Source organism: Nannocystis pusilla (assembly GCF_026626665.1).
In the GTDB taxonomy this organism is placed as follows: Bacteria; Myxococcota_A; Polyangia; order Nannocystales; family Nannocystaceae; genus Nannocystis; species Nannocystis pusilla.
Genome location: NZ_JAPNKE010000002.1, coordinates 9,299,199 through 9,315,583 on the forward strand (window position 1 = coordinate 9,299,199; position 16,385 = coordinate 9,315,583).

The following is a 16,385-nucleotide window of genomic DNA, read 5'->3' on the forward strand; positions in this document are numbered from 1 at the left end:
TTCGCTCTCAGGCTGGCCCTGGGCAAAGCAGAAAGTTTGCGATCTGCGAACTCGGATGCGTGGATCCTCGGGGCCGACCAGGTCGCGGTCGGGCCCGGTCCCGAGCTGCTCCATAAGCCAGGTACCGAAGACCAGGCGATCGCCCAGCTCATGCGCCTGTCCGGGGCGACCTTTCAGCTGGTCACCGGCGTGGTCCTGCTCGACGCCACCTCCGGCGTCAGCGACACCGCGATCGACATCCAGACCTTGACCATGCGCGCCTACGGCGAGGACGAGGCCGCCGCCTACGTCCGCCGCTACCAGCCGCTCGACTGCGCCGGCAGCTTCCGCATCGAGGACGCCGGCATCAAGCTGTTCGCCCGCATCGACAGCGCCGACTTCACCGGCATCATCGGTCTGCCGCTGCTCGCGGTGGCCCGACTGCTCCGCACCGCCGGCCTGCTCCCGGGCCCGTGAGCGCCGGGCGTCGCACCTGCCTCGCAGCCCGGATGCTCGCGCGTCAAGGCGAACGCGGGCGGGTGGGCACGATGTTGCGCAGGTTCGCGGTGAAGTCGTCCTCGACGATGCTCGCGTCGCCGCGGCGCCAGCGGGCCACGAAGGCCTTGATGGCGCGGACGACGTCGTCGATCGAGCCGTCGAGCGCGTGCGACTGTTCGAACCGCCGCAGCATCTCGGACGCGTGCAGGCGCGCCTGGGTCGGCGACGCGCCGTTGGGCGGACTGACGCGGTTCGGGTCGCCTCCCTCGCCGTCGTCCTCCCACAGGCAGACGGCGCACAGCTCGTAGCTCGCGCGCTCGCTCAGGGTCGGGAAGCCGCACGTCGGGCAGGTGTGCACGTGGTGGAGGATGTTGCTCGCTGCGAGGTCGGCCTCGAAGGCGGCGCGCCGGCGCGTGAACTCGGCGAGCAACTCCGTCTCCTCCGGACCGAGCGGGGCCGCGGGAGCCGCTCGTGGTTTGCCTCGCCGCGCCATGCAGCGCAGATTGTGGCAGATCCGCGGCCGAGGAGATCGTCCGCCCGCGAACGAGAGCTCGGCGCGCTCGCTCACCCGCACGCGCCGTCGGTGAGCGCGCCGTCGCGATCGCAGCTCCGGGTCAGCTCGGTGCTCGTCTCGCCCTCTTCGCGCTGACGGTTCGGCCGTGGACCCGCTATCTTGCAGTCATGCACCGATCGCTGCTCGCGCTCGCGCTCGCGCTCGCCCCGGCCGCCGTCACGCCGGGCTGCACCGGCGCCGCGAAGACCGAGGTCGAGCTGGTGCGGCCGCTGGTGCTGACGCCGGTCGACGACTCGAAGGGCGCGCTGAAGCGGGTCGCCGAGGCCGTCCGCGCCGATCCGCAGTCGGGCCTCGAGGTCGAGTCGGGCGAGGTCGCCGGCGAGGGCGGCGGGCCGGCGGTGCAGGAGAACTTCGCGACAGGTCCCGAGAAACATGTCCTCGAGGACTACATCCGCACCCACCCCGAGCTCGCCCCGCCGGCCGATCAGGCGTTCGGCTACGAGCGCCTGCGCGACGGCGAGGGCCGGACCTCCTGGCGCATGCACTGCGTCCGCGCCGGTGGCCTCGCGCTGCGCGAGCTGGCGGCCGCCGACCTGATCGAGGGCCCCGACAATCGGCCGCGGATCCGCCTGCGCCTGGTCCCGGAGGACAGCCAGCGCTTCGCGGCGCTGACCGCCGAGCATCGCGGCCGTCGCCTCGCGGTGGTCCAGGACGACGAGGTGTTGACGGCGCCGACGCTGCAAGGGCCGCTGACAACCGGCGAGCTCGAGATCCCCCTCGCCGCGGCGACGCGCGCCGAGGCCCAGGCCGCGCTCGACCACCTGCTCGGGCGGTGACTTTTTCCGACGCGAGCTCGACCGTCACGCTGCCTCGCCGCCGTCGCGCTCGGCCTCTCGCTCGAACGTTGATTCGCGCCGACGCGAGCCCGGTCGCCGCCGTCTTCAGCCCGGGCGCACCGCGACCGGCTCGAGCAGCGACAGCGTCGCCCGGCGGGGGTCGAGCTCGACGCGGGAGCCGCAGGGCAGGGCCGCGTGCTCGTGCGGCAGGTGTCCGAAGGGCAAGCCGAACACCAGCGGGACTCCGAGCGACTGCAGGCGCTCGCGCACCACCGTGCGCGCGTCCGGGCTGTCGGGGTTGCCGGCGGGGGGCTCGTCGCAGGCGTACAGCTGACCGATCGCAAACCCGCGCACCCCCGCGAACGCGCCGCTGGTGATGAGCTGCGTCAGCGCGCGGTCGATGCGGTAGGGCCGCTCGCCGATCTCCTCGAGCGCCACGATCGTGCCGGCCAGCTCGGGCAGCCACGGCGTGCCGACCAGCGAGCGCAGCACCTCGAGGTTGGCCGGCACGAGCGGCGCTGCCACGCGGGCCTCGCCGACGCCCTCCTCGCCGGTCAGCGTGGCGGGGAGCTCGCCGCGCAGCAGCGCACCGAGCCGCAGCGCGTCGGCCGGCGGCAGCGCGCCCATGCGTCACCACCGGCCCGTGGACGCTGCACACCCCGGCGCCGAGGGCCCAGCACAGCAGCGCGGTCGCGTCGGAGAAGCCGACCAGCAGCTTGGGCGCGGCCTGAAACCGCTCCGCGCGCAGGTGCGGGAGCAGGCGGGTCAGGCCGTAGCCGCCGCGCGCGCACACGATCGCCGTCACCTCGGGGTCGTCGAGCGCCGCCTGCAGCGCGGCCAGGCGGACGGCGTCCTCGCCGGCCAAATAGCCCGTCTTGACGCCCAGGTTGGCCGCGAGCGAGATCTCACCGATCTGCAAGTCGCGCAGGGCCGCGAGGCCCTCGGCGAGCCTGGCCTCGGGGACGGGGCCGGACGGGGCCACGACGACGACGCGGCCGCTGGGGCCAGACGGGGGCGGACGCACGAGAGCGGCCTTCACGGGCGCGACAGTACCAGCGGGCGTGTCAGTTATCGCCTTTCTTCTGCGACCATGCCGCGTGGACACGGGCGCGCCTCGCCCGTACCCTTTGCCCCGCGCACGGCCCGCCATGTTCAACGGACTCATCAAGAAGATCTTCGGCACCAAGCACGAGCGGCAGATGAAGAAGCTGCAGCCGCTCGTGAGCGCGATCGCGGGTTTGGAGCCCAAGATGAAGGCTCGCAGCGACGCCGAGCTGAAGGCGCTGACGGCCGACTTCAAGCAGCAGGTCGCCAACGGCAAGCCGCTCGACGACCTCATCCCCGAGGCCTTCGCGGCGGTGCGCGAGGCCTCGGTGCGCGTGCTGGGCATGCGCCACTACGACGTGCAGATGATCGGCGGCATCGGCCTGCACCAGGGCAAGATCACCGAGATGCGCACCGGCGAGGGCAAGACCCTCACCGCCACCTCGGCGCTCTACCTCAACGCTCTGGTCGGGCGCGGCGCCCACCTCATCACCGTCAACGACTACCTCGCCAGCCGCGACGCCGAGTGGATGGGCCAGATCTACGGCTTCCTCGGCATGTCGACCGGCGTGATCGTCAACGGGATGTACCACACCGAGCGGCAGAAGAACTACCGCGCGGACATCACGTACGGCACCAACAACGAGTTCGGCTTCGATTATCTCCGCGACAACATGAAGGAGACGATCGAGAAGTACGTGCAGCGCGACCTGTACTACGCGATCGTCGACGAGGTCGACTCGATCCTGATCGACGAGGCCCGCACGCCGCTCATCATCTCGGGCGAGAGCGACAAGCCGCCGGAGACCTACATCACCGTCAACAAGGTCGTCCCGTCGCTGCGGCGCGACCTCGACTACACCGTCGACGAGAAGGCGCACAGCGTGCAGCTGACCGACGCCGGCGTCGACCGCATCGAGCGGCTGCTCGGCTGCAAGAACCTCTACGCGCCCGAGAACAACGAGCTGCTGCACCACGTGTTCCAGGCGCTGCGGGCCCACGTCCTCTACAAGAAGGACGTCAACTACATCGTCGAGAAGGGCCAGGTGGTCATCATCGACGAGTTCCGCGGGCGCAAGATGGAGGGCCGGCGGTGGAGCGACGGCCTGCACCAGGCGGTCGAGGCCAAGGAGGGCGTGGAGATCCAGCCCGAGAGCCAGACGCTGGCGACGATCACGTACCAGAACTACTTCCGCATGTACGACAAGTTGGCGGGCATGACCGGCACCGCCGACACCGAGGCCGAAGAGTTCCACAAGATCTACAACCTCGACGTCATCGTCATCCCGCCCAACCGCACGATCCAGCGCAAGGACGAGGACGACCTCGTCTTCAAGAACGAGCGCGGCAAGTTCCGCGCGGTCGTGAGCGAGATCGTCGAGGCCAACAAGCGCGGCCAGCCGGTCCTGCTCGGCACCGCCAGCGTCGAGAAGTCGCAGGTGCTGCACGCGATGCTCGAGCGCGCCGGCATCCCGCACGAGGTCCTCAACGCCAAGAACCACGAGCGCGAGGCGTACATCATCGCCCAGGCCGGGCGGAAGTTCGCGGTCACGGTCGCCACCAACATGGCCGGCCGCGGCACCGACATCCTCCTCGGCGGCAACCCGGAGATGATGGCCCGCGCCCGCTTCGACCCCGACAAGGAGCCGGAGAAGTACGAGGCGCTGTTCAAGCAGATCAAGGCCCAGTGCGACGAGGAGAAGAAGGAGGTCCTCGCCGCCGGCGGCCTCTACGTCGTCGGTACCGAGCGCCACGAGAGCCGCCGCATCGACAACCAGCTGCGCGGCCGCTCGGGCCGCCAGGGCGACCCGGGCCGCTCGCGGTTCTTCCTCAGCCTCGAGGACGACCTCATGCGCATCTTCGGCGCCGACCGGATCACCGGCCTGATGGAGCGCCTCGGCATGGAAGAGGACGTGCCGATCGAGGCGCCGCTGGTCAACCGGGCGATCGCCAACGCCCAGTCGCGCGTCGAGGCGATGCACTTCGACACGCGCAAGAACCTGTTCGAGTACGACAACGTCATGAACGACCAGCGCAAGGCGATCTACGCCCTGCGCAAGCAGATCCTCGAGGGCCGCTACCAGCCGGAGATCCTCGACGAGCAGGCGCGCAAGGAGCAGGCCAAGAGCCTGCCGCCGCCGCCGGAGAAGTCGGGCTCGCACACCGTCGGCTCGCTGTCCGAGGCGGTCCGCACCCGCCTCACCCAGATCCTGAACAACCACACCGCCGCGCTGTTCGAGGCGCAGGGCCAGCCGATCGTCCCGAACGCGCTGCCGCCCGGCGGCATCGTCCCCGACAAGCTGACCCACGAGATCTACCGCCACTACGGCGCGCTGGTGAACCTCGAGGACGTGAAGCACGACCGCGAGAAGATCCTCGCGCGCATGATCGACGTGGTCGCCCGCTCGCTCATCCAGCAGCGCGAGCGCGTGCACGACCTCGCGTTCAAGCTGGTCGAGCAGACGGTGCTCGAGCTGTGCCCCGAGGACGTCCACCCCGACGAGTGGGACCTGCCCGGCCTCGAGAAGGCGCTGCTCGAGCGCTTCAGGGTCAAGACCGACCTCAGCCAGGTCGAGGACAGCGTCGACAAGCTGGTCGACCGCGTGTGGCGCTCGGTGGAGGCGCTGCTGACCCGGCCCGAGCAGGAGTTCGACCTCTACACGTTCCTGTTCTACGTCCGCCAGTTCTACCTCGGCGAGATCGACGAGCAGTGGATCGCCCACCTCAAGAACATCGAGCACCTGCGCACCGGCATCGGCCTGGTCGGCTACGCCACGCGCAACCCCAAGAACGAGTACAAGATCCGCGGCTTCAACCTCTTCAAGGACATGTGGGAGGGCATCGAGAACACCGTGCTCGGCAAGGTGATGTCGATGAAGCTGACCGCGGACCAGAAGCGGCAGGCCGAGGAGGGCGCCGAGTACGAGACGGCCGTCACCCGCGCCACCCGCCAGGCCGGCGACAAGGTGTCCTCGGCGCAGCGGCAGATGGCCCAGGTGCGGGCCGAGCTGTCCAAGCTGCAGGAGGCGTCCCGCGCCGTGCGCGAGCGCGTCGCTCAGCCCGCCGGCGCAGCGGCCCCGGCGGCTCCGGCGGCCGAGGCGGAGGCGCCGCCGCCGGCCGAGAAGAAGCTGCCGAAGGTCGGCAAGAACGACCCGTGCCCCTGCGGTTCGGGCAAGCTCTACCGCAAGTGCCACGGCAAGGAAGTCGCGGCCTGAGCGGCCCGAGCGGAGTCGGTCCCCGGCGCTCCGTGACGGCCGTTGCCGCTCCGGACGTCGGGGAGTACCTTCCCGGCCATGCGCAACCTGTTCGCAGTGGTCCTCGGGATCGCGGTCGCCGTGTTCGCGATCATGGTCGTCGAGCTCATCGGCCACGCCGTCTTTCCGCCGCCGAGCGAGCTCCGGGTGGATGACCCGGAGGCCATCCGCGATTACATCGAGCAGGCGCCGTTCCTCGCGCTCGCCTTCGTGCCGATCGCCTGGGCCACCGGCGCCTTCTGCGGCGGAGCCGTGGCCGCCATGGTGGCCAGCGGCCGCCGCCCGCAGCGCTTCGGGGTGATCGTCGGCCTCGTGGTCCTCGTCGCCAGCGCGATGAACCTGTGGGTGATCCCCCACCCGATGTGGCTCGTGCTCGCCGCCCCGTTCGCGTGCCTGATCCCCGGCCGGCTCGGCGGCGCGCTCGGGGCCCGGCGCGAGCTCTGAGGTGGCGCTCGGGACATGCCTCTTCGGGCATGTCCCTGAAGCCATGTAGCTAGGGCGTCTCGACGACGCAGTCTTGCTCGATGTCCTGGCAGACGTCGTCCTGGTTGCCGAGGATGCAGAGGAAGGTCGGCTTCACCGTCATCGCCGCGGGGACGGCCACGGCGTCGCAGGTCGCCAGCGCCAGGTTGCCGACGATGCTGAGCCCCTCGGCGGTCGCCAGCGAGCCGCCGGCGCCGAGCTGAACGGCGGCGACGGAGGTGAGCGCGGGGTTGGCCTCGACGTTCACGAACTCGGCGGACTCCAGGCCCTCGAGCCCGGCGAGGCTCGTGAGCGCGGGGTTGTGGCCGATGTGGAGCGCGGCGCTCCGGAGCGACGCGAGGTCCGAGAGGTCGGTGACGGCGAGGTCCGAGAGCGTGAATTGCTCGTCGACGGTCTCGAGCTGACCGAGCCCGACGAGCGACGCGAGCTCGGGGTTTCCGACCAGGTCGACGCGCCGGATCTGCCGCAGCTGCGAGAACCCCGTCAGCGCGGCCAGCGAGTCGTTGCTGGCGATCTCGAGGCTCCCAGGGCTGGTCATGAACGCGCCGAAGCCCGCGATCTCCGTCAAAGCTTGGTTGCCGTAGATCCGCAGGGTGTCGACGGCGACCAGCGCGTCGAACCCCGCCAGCGCCGTCAGGCCTCCGTTGAACTCGACGGCGAGGAGGCCGACCGACTCGAGCGCGGGGAAGCCTTCGGCGGCGAGCAAGCCGGGGTTGCTGGAGATCTCGAGCGCCGCGCCGACGGCGGTGAGCGACTCGAAGCCGGCGAGGGACGCGAGCGCGTCGTTGTCGGCGAGCTTCAAGTCGGCGCCGACGGTGGTCAGCGCCGGCAGGTCGAGGCTCTGCAGCGCGGCGTTGTCGACGATCCGCAGATCGCCGCTGATCGTGGTCAGCGCCGGCGAGCCGAGGTGCTGGAGCGCGTCGTTCTGCTCGACCTCGAGGTACTCGCCGATCTCGGCGAGGGCGGCGAGGCCGGTGAGGTCGAGGAGCTGCGGGTTGCGCTCGATCAGCACGAACTGTCCGACCGAGGCCAGGCTGTCCAGGCCCGCGAGGCTGGTGAGCGCGTCGTTGAACGAGACCGCGAGGAACTCCTCGATCGAGGTCAGGCCCTCGAGCCCGGCGAGCGAGGTCAGGCCGGTGCTGCTGATCTGGACCGCGCCGGAGACGTGCTCGAGGTGATGGAACGGCAGACTGGTGATCGGGATGCCGTCGAGGTTCAGGTCGCCGTCCGTGATCTCCTGCAGGTTGGCCAGCGCGCCGATGTCGGTGAGCATCGGCCCGCTGGTGATGCCGAGGTGGCCGACGCGCTCGAGGTTCTCGAGCCCGGCCAGCGAGACGAACTTGCTCTGACTGATCTGGAGGTAGTCGCCGACCTGCCGCAGCGACTCCAAGCCCTCGAGATCGGGACGGTCGACGTTGAGGAACGACAGGGCGCCGGTGATGCACTCGACGCCGGCCAGCGCGGCGATCGCCGCCTCGGTGTCGTGTTCGTCGATGAAGACGTCGCCCGCGAGGCAATCGGCGGGCAGGGCGTCGGTGGTCGTGGGCGCGACGGTCGTGTCGGGCGCGTCGGATGTGGTCGGCTCGGCCGCGGTGGTCGTGGTCGCGTCGCCTTCGGTCGTGCTCGCGCTGGTGGTCGTGTCGTCGCTGTCGCTGTCGCTGTCGCCGGGCGTCGGCCCGCACGCCGCGAGCAGCAGCACCTAGCCGCCGCGCGGCGCCTGCTTCCATCGAGGGCGATCATGCCGCCACGATTTCACGCCGGGCGGCTCGCGCACAAGGTGAGCTCGCGGCCGTCGGAGGTGACGGTTCGCGAGGCCGCGCCGCCGGTGGGGGACCGACTGCGCGACGGAATCCGGCGGTGATGGCCACGCGCGTGGCGTCGGGCGCGGGATCAGTTCTTGGTCAGGTCGTCGAGCTGGAGCACCTGGCGGGCGGTCTCGAGATCCTTGACGTCGCGCAGGCGGCCGCGCTGCGGCGCGTCGGCGTGCGGCACGTTGGTCTCGAGCAGCTCCTTGAAGCGCTGCAGGTCGGACTCGATCTGCTTCTGCGGGTTGGCCCCGAGCGCGCTCGAGATCATGGTGCCGATCACGCCGGCCGGCGGGTGGTACTCGAGGTTGACGGTGATGCGCGTGGTGTGGCCGCCGACGCCGCGCTCGAACCGGACCGAGCCGGCGTTGGGCAGCTCGGCGCCCTCGAGCGAGCGCCAGGCGATCAGCTCGCCCGGGACGTCGTTGATGATCTCGGCGTCCCACGACACCGAGATGTCGGCCGGGCCGCGCACGCGCCAGCGCGAGCGCCGTTCGTCGAGCACGGTGACCGACTCGAGGTGACGCATGAAGCGCGGCAGGTTGTCGAGCTCGCGCCAGAACCGGTAGACGCGCTCGGGCGGCTGGCGCACGGTGATCGTGTGCAGCAGCTTGACGCCCTGGCCGTGCGGCACGCTGGCACTGGGGCCGCGCACGCCGTGGGCGGTGCTGACCTTGAGGCGGGCGTAGAGCGGGCTGTGGCCGGTCAGCGCCCGGTGCAGCAGCGCGCCGCCGACGGCGATCACCGGGATGCTGCCCCAGGTGCGACGGATCGCCGCCAGGGCGAAGCACCCGACGGCGCCGGCCAGGGAGGCGGCGCGCTCGAGCGGATGCACGTTGACTTCATCAGGCCAATCGGTTCGGTCGCCGAGGTGGCGACGCAGGTCTCGGAGCTTGTCGAACATGGCACCTCTACCGCGGCGCGGCGCCATGCTTTGGTTCTGGTCGCCGCGTCGTGCAAGTCGCGGGCTCACGGTCGAGCCCGCTGAGGCGGCCGCGCCGACGGGTTCGCGGCCGCCAGTCGCCTGCTCAGGGCGCAGCGCCGGCGACCTCGCGCTCGGCTTCTTCGGTCCACGCGCGCATGTCGGGGGTGGCGAGGACCGCGTCGACGTAGGCCGCGCACACGGGGTCGAGCGCGACGCCGTAGCTGCGGAAGCGGGTCGCGACCGGGGCGTACATGCAGTCGACGATCGTCCATGTCCCGAAGAGCATGTCGCCGCCGGCCCCGAAGCGAGCCCGACAGTCGCGCCACAGCTGGCAGATCCGTTCGATCTCGAGCTGGGTCGCGGGCGACGGCGTGACCCGCGTGCGCAGCGTCAGATCCATCGGCAGCTCGCCGCGCAGGTTGGCGAAGCCGCCGTGCATCTCGGTCGCCGCGCTGCGCGCCTGCGCGCGGACGCCGGGGTCGGCGGGCCAGAGACCAGCGGCGGGGAACCACTCGGCGAGCGTCTCGCAGATCGCCAGCGACTCCCAGATCGGCAGCTCACCGTCGAGGAGCACCGGCACTCGGGCGGTCGGCGAGGCGGCCTCGAGCTCGGCGCGCGTGCTGTCGCGATCGAGGAGGATCTTGCGCTCGCGAAAGGGGTACCCGGTGGCCCGCAGCGCGAGCCACGGGCGGAGGCTCCACGACGACTTGCGCTTGTCGCCGATGACGAGGACGAGCTCGGGGCTGTGCGGCCTGGACATGCGCTCCGGAGCGTAGAGCAGCGGCTTGGCGGTGGACAGTCCTGTTGCTATCGTGCGCCCGCCATGATCGCACGCCAGGCCGCCTACCCCCTCACGCTCGCCCTCGTCCTCGCTGCCTGCGGCGGCGCCAGCGACCCCGCCAAGGGCGCCAAGGCCGACGCCAAGGACGCCAAGGCCGACGCCAAGACCGAGGTCATCGACACCAAGCGCAACGACGCGACCAGCCTCGACAAGGCGGTGCAGGCGCTCGACCTCAGCGGGCCGGTGCCGCCCGAGGCCAGCGTGGTGTTCTTCACGGTCGACGGCGCGCTCATCCCGATCGGCTGCTACGACAGCGCGAAGAAGAAGCTCGCGGGCGGCAAGGACTGCCTCGGCCTGGTCAAGGCCGGCGACGACGTGTACCTGCGCTCGAACAGCGTGGAGAAGCTCGACAAGGCCGGGGCGCCCAAGAGCTCGATGTGCCAGCCGGGCGAGGACAAGCCGACCAGCATCGGCATCCCGTCGGTCGACTCCGGCGAGACGTTCGACTACGCGGTGTTCCCGAAGTCGATGGGCAAGCTGATCAACCGCGTCGACCCGGAGACCTACAGCGAGAAGGGCCGGGTGGCCAGCGAGGACGAGAAGAAGGCGCTGTCCGAGCTCATCAAGCCCGACGCGGAGATGCAGATCAACCAGTCGGTGTCGTTCGACGTCGACGGCGACGGCCAGGCCGACAAGCTGTTCTCGGTCTACGTGGTGAACCCGAAGGACAGCGAGAAGCTGTCGTACAGCGGCGTGCTGCTGCAGCGCGGCAACGCCCCGGGCAAGTGGGTGCCGCTGCACGAGTCGCGCAACGACACCGAGACCTACACGGTCCGCGCGTTCATCGACCTCGACGGCGACAAGTCGCAAGAAGTGTGGGTCAACGCGGTCCTCACCGACGGCGGCGGCGGCGACCGAATCTTCAAGCTCAAGGACGGCGGCGCCGACCCACTGGCCAAGTGGTCTTGCGGGATCTGAGGCGAGCCTGAAGCGGAGCGAGAGCGCGGCGGGGCGACCGGCCGCGCTCTTTCCCTTCAGTGATATGGCCGAAGAGACAGGTCTCGGCGGGCGACTCGAGATGGTCGGAGAGACAGGTGATGCGCCGTTCGCCGGCAGCGCGAGGGCGATGCGGTCGCAGCCGAGCGTCGGTGAGATGGCCGAAGAGACAGGCCGCGCTGGGGCCGACCCGCGATGGAGATGGCCGAAGAGACAGGTCGTGTCCGCGCGCGAGGACGGCGCGAATTCGCCCGAGGTGCCGCGGTAGAGGCGGTGCGGCGCGTGCTACCGTGGCGGGGGCGATGGGCGCGAGAGACGAGCCGGGCGGGCCGGGCCGAGCCGGGCTCGAGGAGACGCGGGCCGGTCTGTCACCGTTCGCAAGCGAGCCGACGCGCGACCTCGAGGACGTCCCGATCGCGGCGCCGATCGCCGTAGCAAGCAGGAGCGACCTCGCGGAGACGCGGGCGCCGACGGGCATCGGTGCGGCGGAGCGCGAGCAGGTCAAGAGCGGCCTCGCGGAGACGCGGGCGCCGGCGGGCATCGGTGCGGTGGAGGGCGAGCAGGTTGCGAGCGACCTCGCGGAGACGCGGGCGCCGGCGGGCATCGGTGCGGCGGAGGGCGAGCAAGTTGCGAGCGACCTCGCGGAGACGCGGGCGCCGGCGGGCGCCGGTGCAGCGGAGCGCGAGCAGGTTGCGAGCGACCTCGAGGAGACGCGGGTGTCGGCGGGCACGGTCGGCGCCGCGGAGCGCAAGGAGGGAGCGACCGAGGAGACGACGCTGAGCGCCGAGCAGCGGTTCGCCGCCGGCGATCCGCCGGCCCTGCGCGCGGTGCTGCAGCGCGGGCGGATCGGTCGCTTCGTGCTCCTGCGCGAGCTCGGGCGCGGGGCGATGGGCGTGGTGTTCGCGGCGTACGACGAGGAGCTCGACCGCAAGGTGGCGATCAAGCTGCTGCACGCGGCGCGCGGGCAGGAGGCGTCGCAGGGGCGGGCGATGTTGCTGCGCGAGGCCCAGGCGCTGGCCCGGCTGGCCCACCCCAACGTGGTCGCGGTCCACGAGGTCGGGACCGTCGAGGAGGCGGTGTTCGTGGCCATGGAGTACGTCGCCGGCGTCGACCTGCAGCGCTGGCTGACGGAGGCGCCGCGAGCGTGGCGCGAGGCGCTGGCGGTGCTGCGTCAGGCGGGCGCGGGCCTGGTGGCGGCGCACCGCGAGGGGCTCGTCCACCGCGACTTCAAGCCGAGCAACGTGCTGGTCGGCGAGGACGGGCGCGTGCGCGTGGCCGACTTCGGGCTGGCGGCGCGTCGCGGCGGGATGACTGGATCTCGCGGCGAGCCGGCGCTGGGACCGGGAGGCACGACCGCGACTCTGGCCAGCGAAGGCGCGTTGATCGGCACGCCGGTGTACATGGCGCCGGAGCTGCTGCGCGGCGGCTCGGCGACCGCGAGCAGCGATCAGTACGCGTTCTGCGTCGCGCTGTACGAGGCGCTGTACGGCGCGCGGCCGTTCGACGGCGAGACGCTGGCGACGCTCACCGCCGCGATCGAGCAGCACGCGCTGCCGACCTCGCCGCCGCGCGCGGGGGTGCCGGCGTGGCTGCACGCGGCCGTGTGTCGCGGGCTGGCGAAGCGGCCGGAGGAGCGCTTCGCCTCGCTCGCCGAGCTGGTCGAGCTGCTGACCCGCGACCCCGAGGCCGAGCGGCAGCAGCGAAGGCGACGGGCGCTCCAGATCGCCGGGTCGATCGTCGGCACCGCGGTGCTCGTCGCGGGGGTGATGTTCGGCTACGCCGCGGCGAGCCGCTACGCGGGCGAGCGCCGGGCGCTACGCCGGCTGGAGGCGCTGCACGGGCAGATCGAGGCGCTCCGCGCTCGCGGCGACACCAACGAGGCGCGCCGATCGCTGCGCACGTTCGTGGCCTTGCCGGAGAACCGCGGCCTGGCGGTGGTCGCTCGCGCGTACCTCGAGTGGGCGGCGGCCCAGACCGACCACGCCGAGGCGGTCGACGCGTACGGCAGCGCCTACATCGCCGCGCGCACCGAGGAGGATGCCCAGGCCGCCCTGCTCGGCCTCATCGAGCGGCTGAGCGCGCAGCGCAAGGTGCCGGAGGCCGCGGCCGCGCTGGCGGTGCTGGAGCGGCAGGCCCCGCAGGAGGCGACGCGGCCGGCGCTGCAGGCGGTCCGGCTGGCGGCCGCGCTGGCGCAGCGCGACCTGCCGGCGGCGGCGCGGGTGCTGGCGAGCGGCGATGAGGACAATTGGGGACATGTCCTGGAGGACCTGTCCCGTGTGACAGAGATCGATCCGGGCCGCCTCGGGCCCGAGCCGCAGGCGCTGCCGCGCACGCTGGCGGCGATCGACATCGACGGCGACGGCGCGCGCGAGGTGCTGTCCTGGCGCTCGGGCCCGATCGCGCAGCTGCTGCGGGCCGACGTCGCGTTGACGCCGATCGGCACGATCGAGGTCGGCGAGGCGCGGCGGGTCGAGGCGGCCGACGGCGAGTCGCTGCTGTTCGCCAGCTATCCGACGCCGGACCCCAACCGCTTCGAGGTGCGCATGCTCGACGTCGCCGGCGAGTCACCGCGCGTGGTCGACGTGTGGCCTGACAGCGTGCAGATGCACGCGACGACGCTCGACTTCGACGGCGACGGCCGGCGCGAGGTCTACCTCGGCACCGAGGCGTACGCGCGCCGGTTCTGGCGCATCGAGCGAGACGAGGCCGGCAGGTGGACGCGACGCTCGGCCCACGGCCCGACCGAGGCGGCCGGGTCAGATCTGTCGGCGGTGCTCACCGCGGACCTCGAGGGCGACGGACGGCCGGAGATCGTGGTCGCGGCCGGGCCGTGGAAGGCCTACGACCTGCGAATTTTCAAACCGACGCCCGCGGGCGAGCTCGACCTGGTGGTGCGGCGCGCGTTCGGCTCGTACCAGGCGCAGGGCGTGCAGAGGATGCGTGCACCCGGCGGCGACCTGCTGGTGTTGTCGAAGATCGACGGCCAGATCGCCCCGGGCAGGTTCCCGGTCGACAAGCCGCTCGGCGAGCCGGCGGGGATCTACGTGGTCGGCCTGCGCTCGGGGGCGCTCGAGATCCTCGGCCACGTGCCGGCGCAGGCCGAGGACGGCGCGCAGCAACGATTCACGCGCGTGCACACGGGCGACCTCGACGGCGACGGCCAGGACGAGGCGGTGATCGGCGTCCAGGGGCTGGGGACGATGCTGCTGCGCTGGCGCCCCGACGCGCCGCTCCGACCGCAGCAGATCGGCGGCCTCGCGCCGCTGCTGGTCGAGGACCTCGATCACGACGGCCGCGCCGAGATCGTGGCCGCGACGTTCGAGGCGAGCCCGCGCCTGCTGGTGCTCGGGGCCGGGACCTCGCCGCTGCCGCCGCTGCCGCCGCTCGACCGCGAGCCGCGGCCGATCCCGCCGGGCATCACCGACCCGGCGATCGCCCAGGCGTGGGCGAACGCCGAGCAGCTGGCGGCGATCGGGCTGCCGCGCCGGACCGCCGACGAGCTGTCCGATATCGCAGGTTTTTCGGGCAATGTCGAAAAGGACATGCTCCTGCGGACAGGCGAACTCTACTCGGCGATCGGCGAGGACGCGCTGGCGGCCGAGCGCTACGTGGCGGCGGCGAGCCGGCCCGACCTGGCGCCGCGGGCGCTGGCCGGGGCCGCGGCGGCGCGGCGCCGGCTGGGCGAGTTCGCGGCGGCGGAGGCGTTGACGCGCCAGCGGCTGGCGGTGGTCGAGACGGGCGAGCGGGCCGCGGTCGAGGCCGAGCTGGCGGCGCTGACGACCGCCACGGCGCCGCGCCCGAGCTCGCGCTCGGCTTCGACAGGCCGCTCGACCCTCGCTGGCGAGTCGCCGATCCGGTGGCGTTGCGGCGCGCGCCGGGGCGGCAGGCGCTGTCGTTGTGGGCCTCGCGCTCGCCGGTGCTGGCCGAGCTGCCGCTGACGTGGGACGGCGGACCGGCGGCGCTCGAGGTCGAGCTCGAGGTCGACCGCATGGAGTGGGGCAACAAGCTGTCGCTGGTGGTCGCGGATGGCGACCAGGAGCCGTGGCTGGCGGCGACGGTCGGCGGGTTCGGCCAGAGCGACCGGCCCGAGACGCGCGTGAGCCTCGGCAGCCAGGAGCCGGTGCTGGTGGTGCAGGACGGCGCGACGGTGCGCGTGCGCATGGCGGTGTACCCGGGGCTGGCGACGACGATCCGCGAGCTCGAGTCGGGCGAGCAGCGGCGCCGCCTCGTGAGCGCGTGGAACGACGCGACGCGCACTCCGCCGCCCGGTCCGCTGTCGTTGCGCGTGCTCGCCGAGGCGGTCGAGCCGGACTTCGTCGGGCACGTGTGGGTGCGCTCGCTCCGCCTCACCGGCTTCACCAGCGATTCGGCCGCTGCGAGCGCGGACGCAACGGCGTGGCTGCTGGCCGAGGGTGAGCTGGCCGCGGCGGTGCAGGCGTCGACGTCGGCCGCGCCGGGCAGCGCGCAGCAGGTGTGGCGCATCGACGCGTGGCTCGGGCTCGGCGAGGTCGAGCGGGCGGCGGCGGACATCCGGACCTTCCTCGCGGTCGTCGGCGAGAGCGACCCGGTGTACGACGCGCTGCACCAGCGGCTGCGACGGGGCGACGCGGCGGCGTGGTTGGCGGCGCGCGCCTCGTTCGGCCCGCGGCTCGTCGATCTGGTGCTCGACCCGTCCGTCTCGCTGTCGCTGCGGCCCGAGGACGTCGACGTCGTCCTGCATCACCTCGCGGCCACCGATCCGCGCGCGGCGCCGGAAGATCCGCTGGAGCTGCAGCGGCTGGTGACGATCGACTATGCGCGCGGGCTGGCGCTGACGCGGGCCGGACGGTTGTCGGCCGCGCGCGAGGCGTTCGGCGCCGCGTACGCTCGGGTGACCGCGGACCGGACGTTCCCGGCGCGCGACAAGCTGCACACGCGCTTGCTCGCCGAGCAGCTTGACCTCGCGGCGGCGATGGAGGATCGCGCGGCGGCGCTGCGGTGGATCGACGCCGCGTTGACGACCAGCGAGACCCCGTACCTCGCGCTCGAGCGCATGCAGTCGCACCCCGGGTTGTCGCGGTTGTTCGGGCCGGAGGTGTGGGCTCAGTTGAAGGCGCAGGTCGTGGCCGCGCGGCCGTGACGGAGCGGCGCGACGTCACGCGGGGCCGCCCATGGCTCGCGGCGCGCGGACGTCGGGGTTTGCTACGCTGGCGCGGTGATTCGCCCCGGCGGTTGGTTCGGATTGGTGTTGGCGCTCGGCTCCTGTCGCAGCCCGGCGGAGCGGCTGGCGA

The 16,385-nt window shown here is 72.3% G+C and carries 12 protein-coding genes and 1 pseudogene; 7 read left to right on the forward strand and 6 right to left on the reverse strand.

From position 1 onward, the window contains the following. The first annotated feature begins 36 nt into the window (after positions 1-36). Positions 37-456: a Maf family protein gene (locus tag OV079_RS41095; RefSeq protein ID WP_420829451.1), complete on the forward strand. Its 420-nt coding sequence runs from the start codon at positions 37-39 to the stop codon at positions 454-456. 43 nt (positions 457-499) lie between these two features. On the opposite strand, the gene OV079_RS41100 is transcribed toward OV079_RS41095, so the two are convergent. Then, on the reverse strand, positions 500-907 hold the full coding sequence (locus OV079_RS41100; RefSeq protein WP_267775162.1) for a CPCC family cysteine-rich protein: 408 nt from the start codon (positions 905-907) through the stop codon (positions 500-502). 251 nt (positions 908-1,158) lie between these two features. On the opposite strand from OV079_RS41100, the gene OV079_RS41105 reads away from it, so the two are divergent. After that, the gene (locus tag OV079_RS41105) at positions 1,159-1,827 is read left to right on the forward strand and encodes a SecDF P1 head subdomain-containing protein (RefSeq protein WP_267775164.1); all 669 of its coding nucleotides are present in this window, start codon (positions 1,159-1,161) and stop codon (positions 1,825-1,827) included. 105 nt (positions 1,828-1,932) lie between these two features. On the opposite strand, the gene OV079_RS41110 is transcribed toward OV079_RS41105, so the two are convergent. Both OV079_RS41110 and OV079_RS59450 read right to left on the reverse strand, forming a co-directional pair. After that, complete coding sequence (locus OV079_RS41110; RefSeq protein WP_267775166.1) at positions 1,933-2,454, reverse strand: S66 peptidase family protein; 522 nt, start codon at positions 2,452-2,454, stop codon at positions 1,933-1,935. 25 nt (positions 2,455-2,479) lie between these two features. After that, positions 2,480-2,992 (reverse strand): annotated as a pseudogene (locus OV079_RS59450) (LD-carboxypeptidase); the annotation flags it as partial. On the opposite strand from OV079_RS59450, the gene secA reads away from it, so the two are divergent. Together secA and OV079_RS41120 are read left to right on the forward strand one after the other, a co-directional pair. Then, positions 2,976-6,086, forward strand: coding sequence for a preprotein translocase subunit SecA (secA, locus tag OV079_RS41115; protein WP_267775167.1), 3,111 nt, complete (start codon positions 2,976-2,978; stop codon positions 6,084-6,086). The pseudogene OV079_RS59450 and the gene secA overlap by 17 nt on opposite strands. 78 nt (positions 6,087-6,164) lie before the next feature. Further along, positions 6,165-6,569, forward strand: coding sequence for a hypothetical protein (locus OV079_RS41120; RefSeq protein ID WP_267775168.1), 405 nt, complete (start codon positions 6,165-6,167; stop codon positions 6,567-6,569). 49 nt (positions 6,570-6,618) lie between these two features. On the opposite strand, the gene OV079_RS41125 is transcribed toward OV079_RS41120, so the two are convergent. From OV079_RS41125 to OV079_RS41135, 3 genes are all read right to left on the reverse strand, one after another. Then, entirely contained in the window at positions 6,619-8,307 is a 1,689-nt protein-coding gene (locus OV079_RS41125) for a receptor L domain-containing protein (RefSeq protein WP_267775169.1), read from the reverse strand. 191 nt (positions 8,308-8,498) lie between these two features. Then, positions 8,499-9,248, reverse strand: coding sequence for an SRPBCC family protein (locus tag OV079_RS41130; protein ID WP_267775170.1), 750 nt, complete (start codon positions 9,246-9,248; stop codon positions 8,499-8,501). 193 nt (positions 9,249-9,441) lie between these two features. Then, the gene (locus OV079_RS41135; protein ID WP_267775172.1) at positions 9,442-10,098 is read right to left on the reverse strand and encodes a glutathione S-transferase family protein; all 657 of its coding nucleotides are present in this window, start codon (positions 10,096-10,098) and stop codon (positions 9,442-9,444) included. Between the two features lie 63 nt (positions 10,099-10,161). Between OV079_RS41135 and OV079_RS41140 the strand changes: the two genes are divergently transcribed. From OV079_RS41140 to OV079_RS41150, 3 genes are all read left to right on the forward strand, one after another. Then, positions 10,162-11,097 (forward strand): hypothetical protein, encoded by a 936-nt coding sequence (locus OV079_RS41140; protein WP_267775173.1) that lies wholly within the window; start codon positions 10,162-10,164, stop codon positions 11,095-11,097. A gap of 320 nt (positions 11,098-11,417) precedes the next feature. Beyond that, positions 11,418-15,053, forward strand: coding sequence for a protein kinase domain-containing protein (locus tag OV079_RS41145; protein ID WP_267775174.1), 3,636 nt, complete (start codon positions 11,418-11,420; stop codon positions 15,051-15,053). Further along, the gene (locus tag OV079_RS41150) at positions 14,972-16,234 is read left to right on the forward strand and encodes a hypothetical protein (protein ID WP_267775175.1); all 1,263 of its coding nucleotides are present in this window, start codon (positions 14,972-14,974) and stop codon (positions 16,232-16,234) included. Before OV079_RS41145 ends, OV079_RS41150 begins: the two co-directional genes overlap by 82 nt. Positions 16,235-16,385: the final 151 nt, after the last annotated feature.

What these genes read in the sequence shown, in the direction of transcription:
- OV079_RS41105 (WP_267775164.1), top strand. Translation starts at nt 1,159, where the DNA reads ATGCACCGATCGCTGCTCGCGCTCGCGCTCGCGCTCGCCCCGGCCGCC.
- OV079_RS41110 (WP_267775166.1), bottom strand. Translation starts at nt 2,454, where the DNA reads ATGGGCGCGCTGCCGCCGGCCGACGCGCTGCGGCTCGGTGCGCTGCTG.
- secA (WP_267775167.1), top strand. Translation starts at nt 2,976, where the DNA reads ATGTTCAACGGACTCATCAAGAAGATCTTCGGCACCAAGCACGAGCGG.
- OV079_RS41120 (WP_267775168.1), top strand. Translation starts at nt 6,165, where the DNA reads ATGCGCAACCTGTTCGCAGTGGTCCTCGGGATCGCGGTCGCCGTGTTC.
- OV079_RS41135 (WP_267775172.1), bottom strand. Translation starts at nt 10,098, where the DNA reads ATGTCCAGGCCGCACAGCCCCGAGCTCGTCCTCGTCATCGGCGACAAG.
- OV079_RS41140 (WP_267775173.1), top strand. Translation starts at nt 10,162, where the DNA reads ATGATCGCACGCCAGGCCGCCTACCCCCTCACGCTCGCCCTCGTCCTC.
- OV079_RS41145 (WP_267775174.1), top strand. Translation starts at nt 11,418, where the DNA reads ATGGGCGCGAGAGACGAGCCGGGCGGGCCGGGCCGAGCCGGGCTCGAG.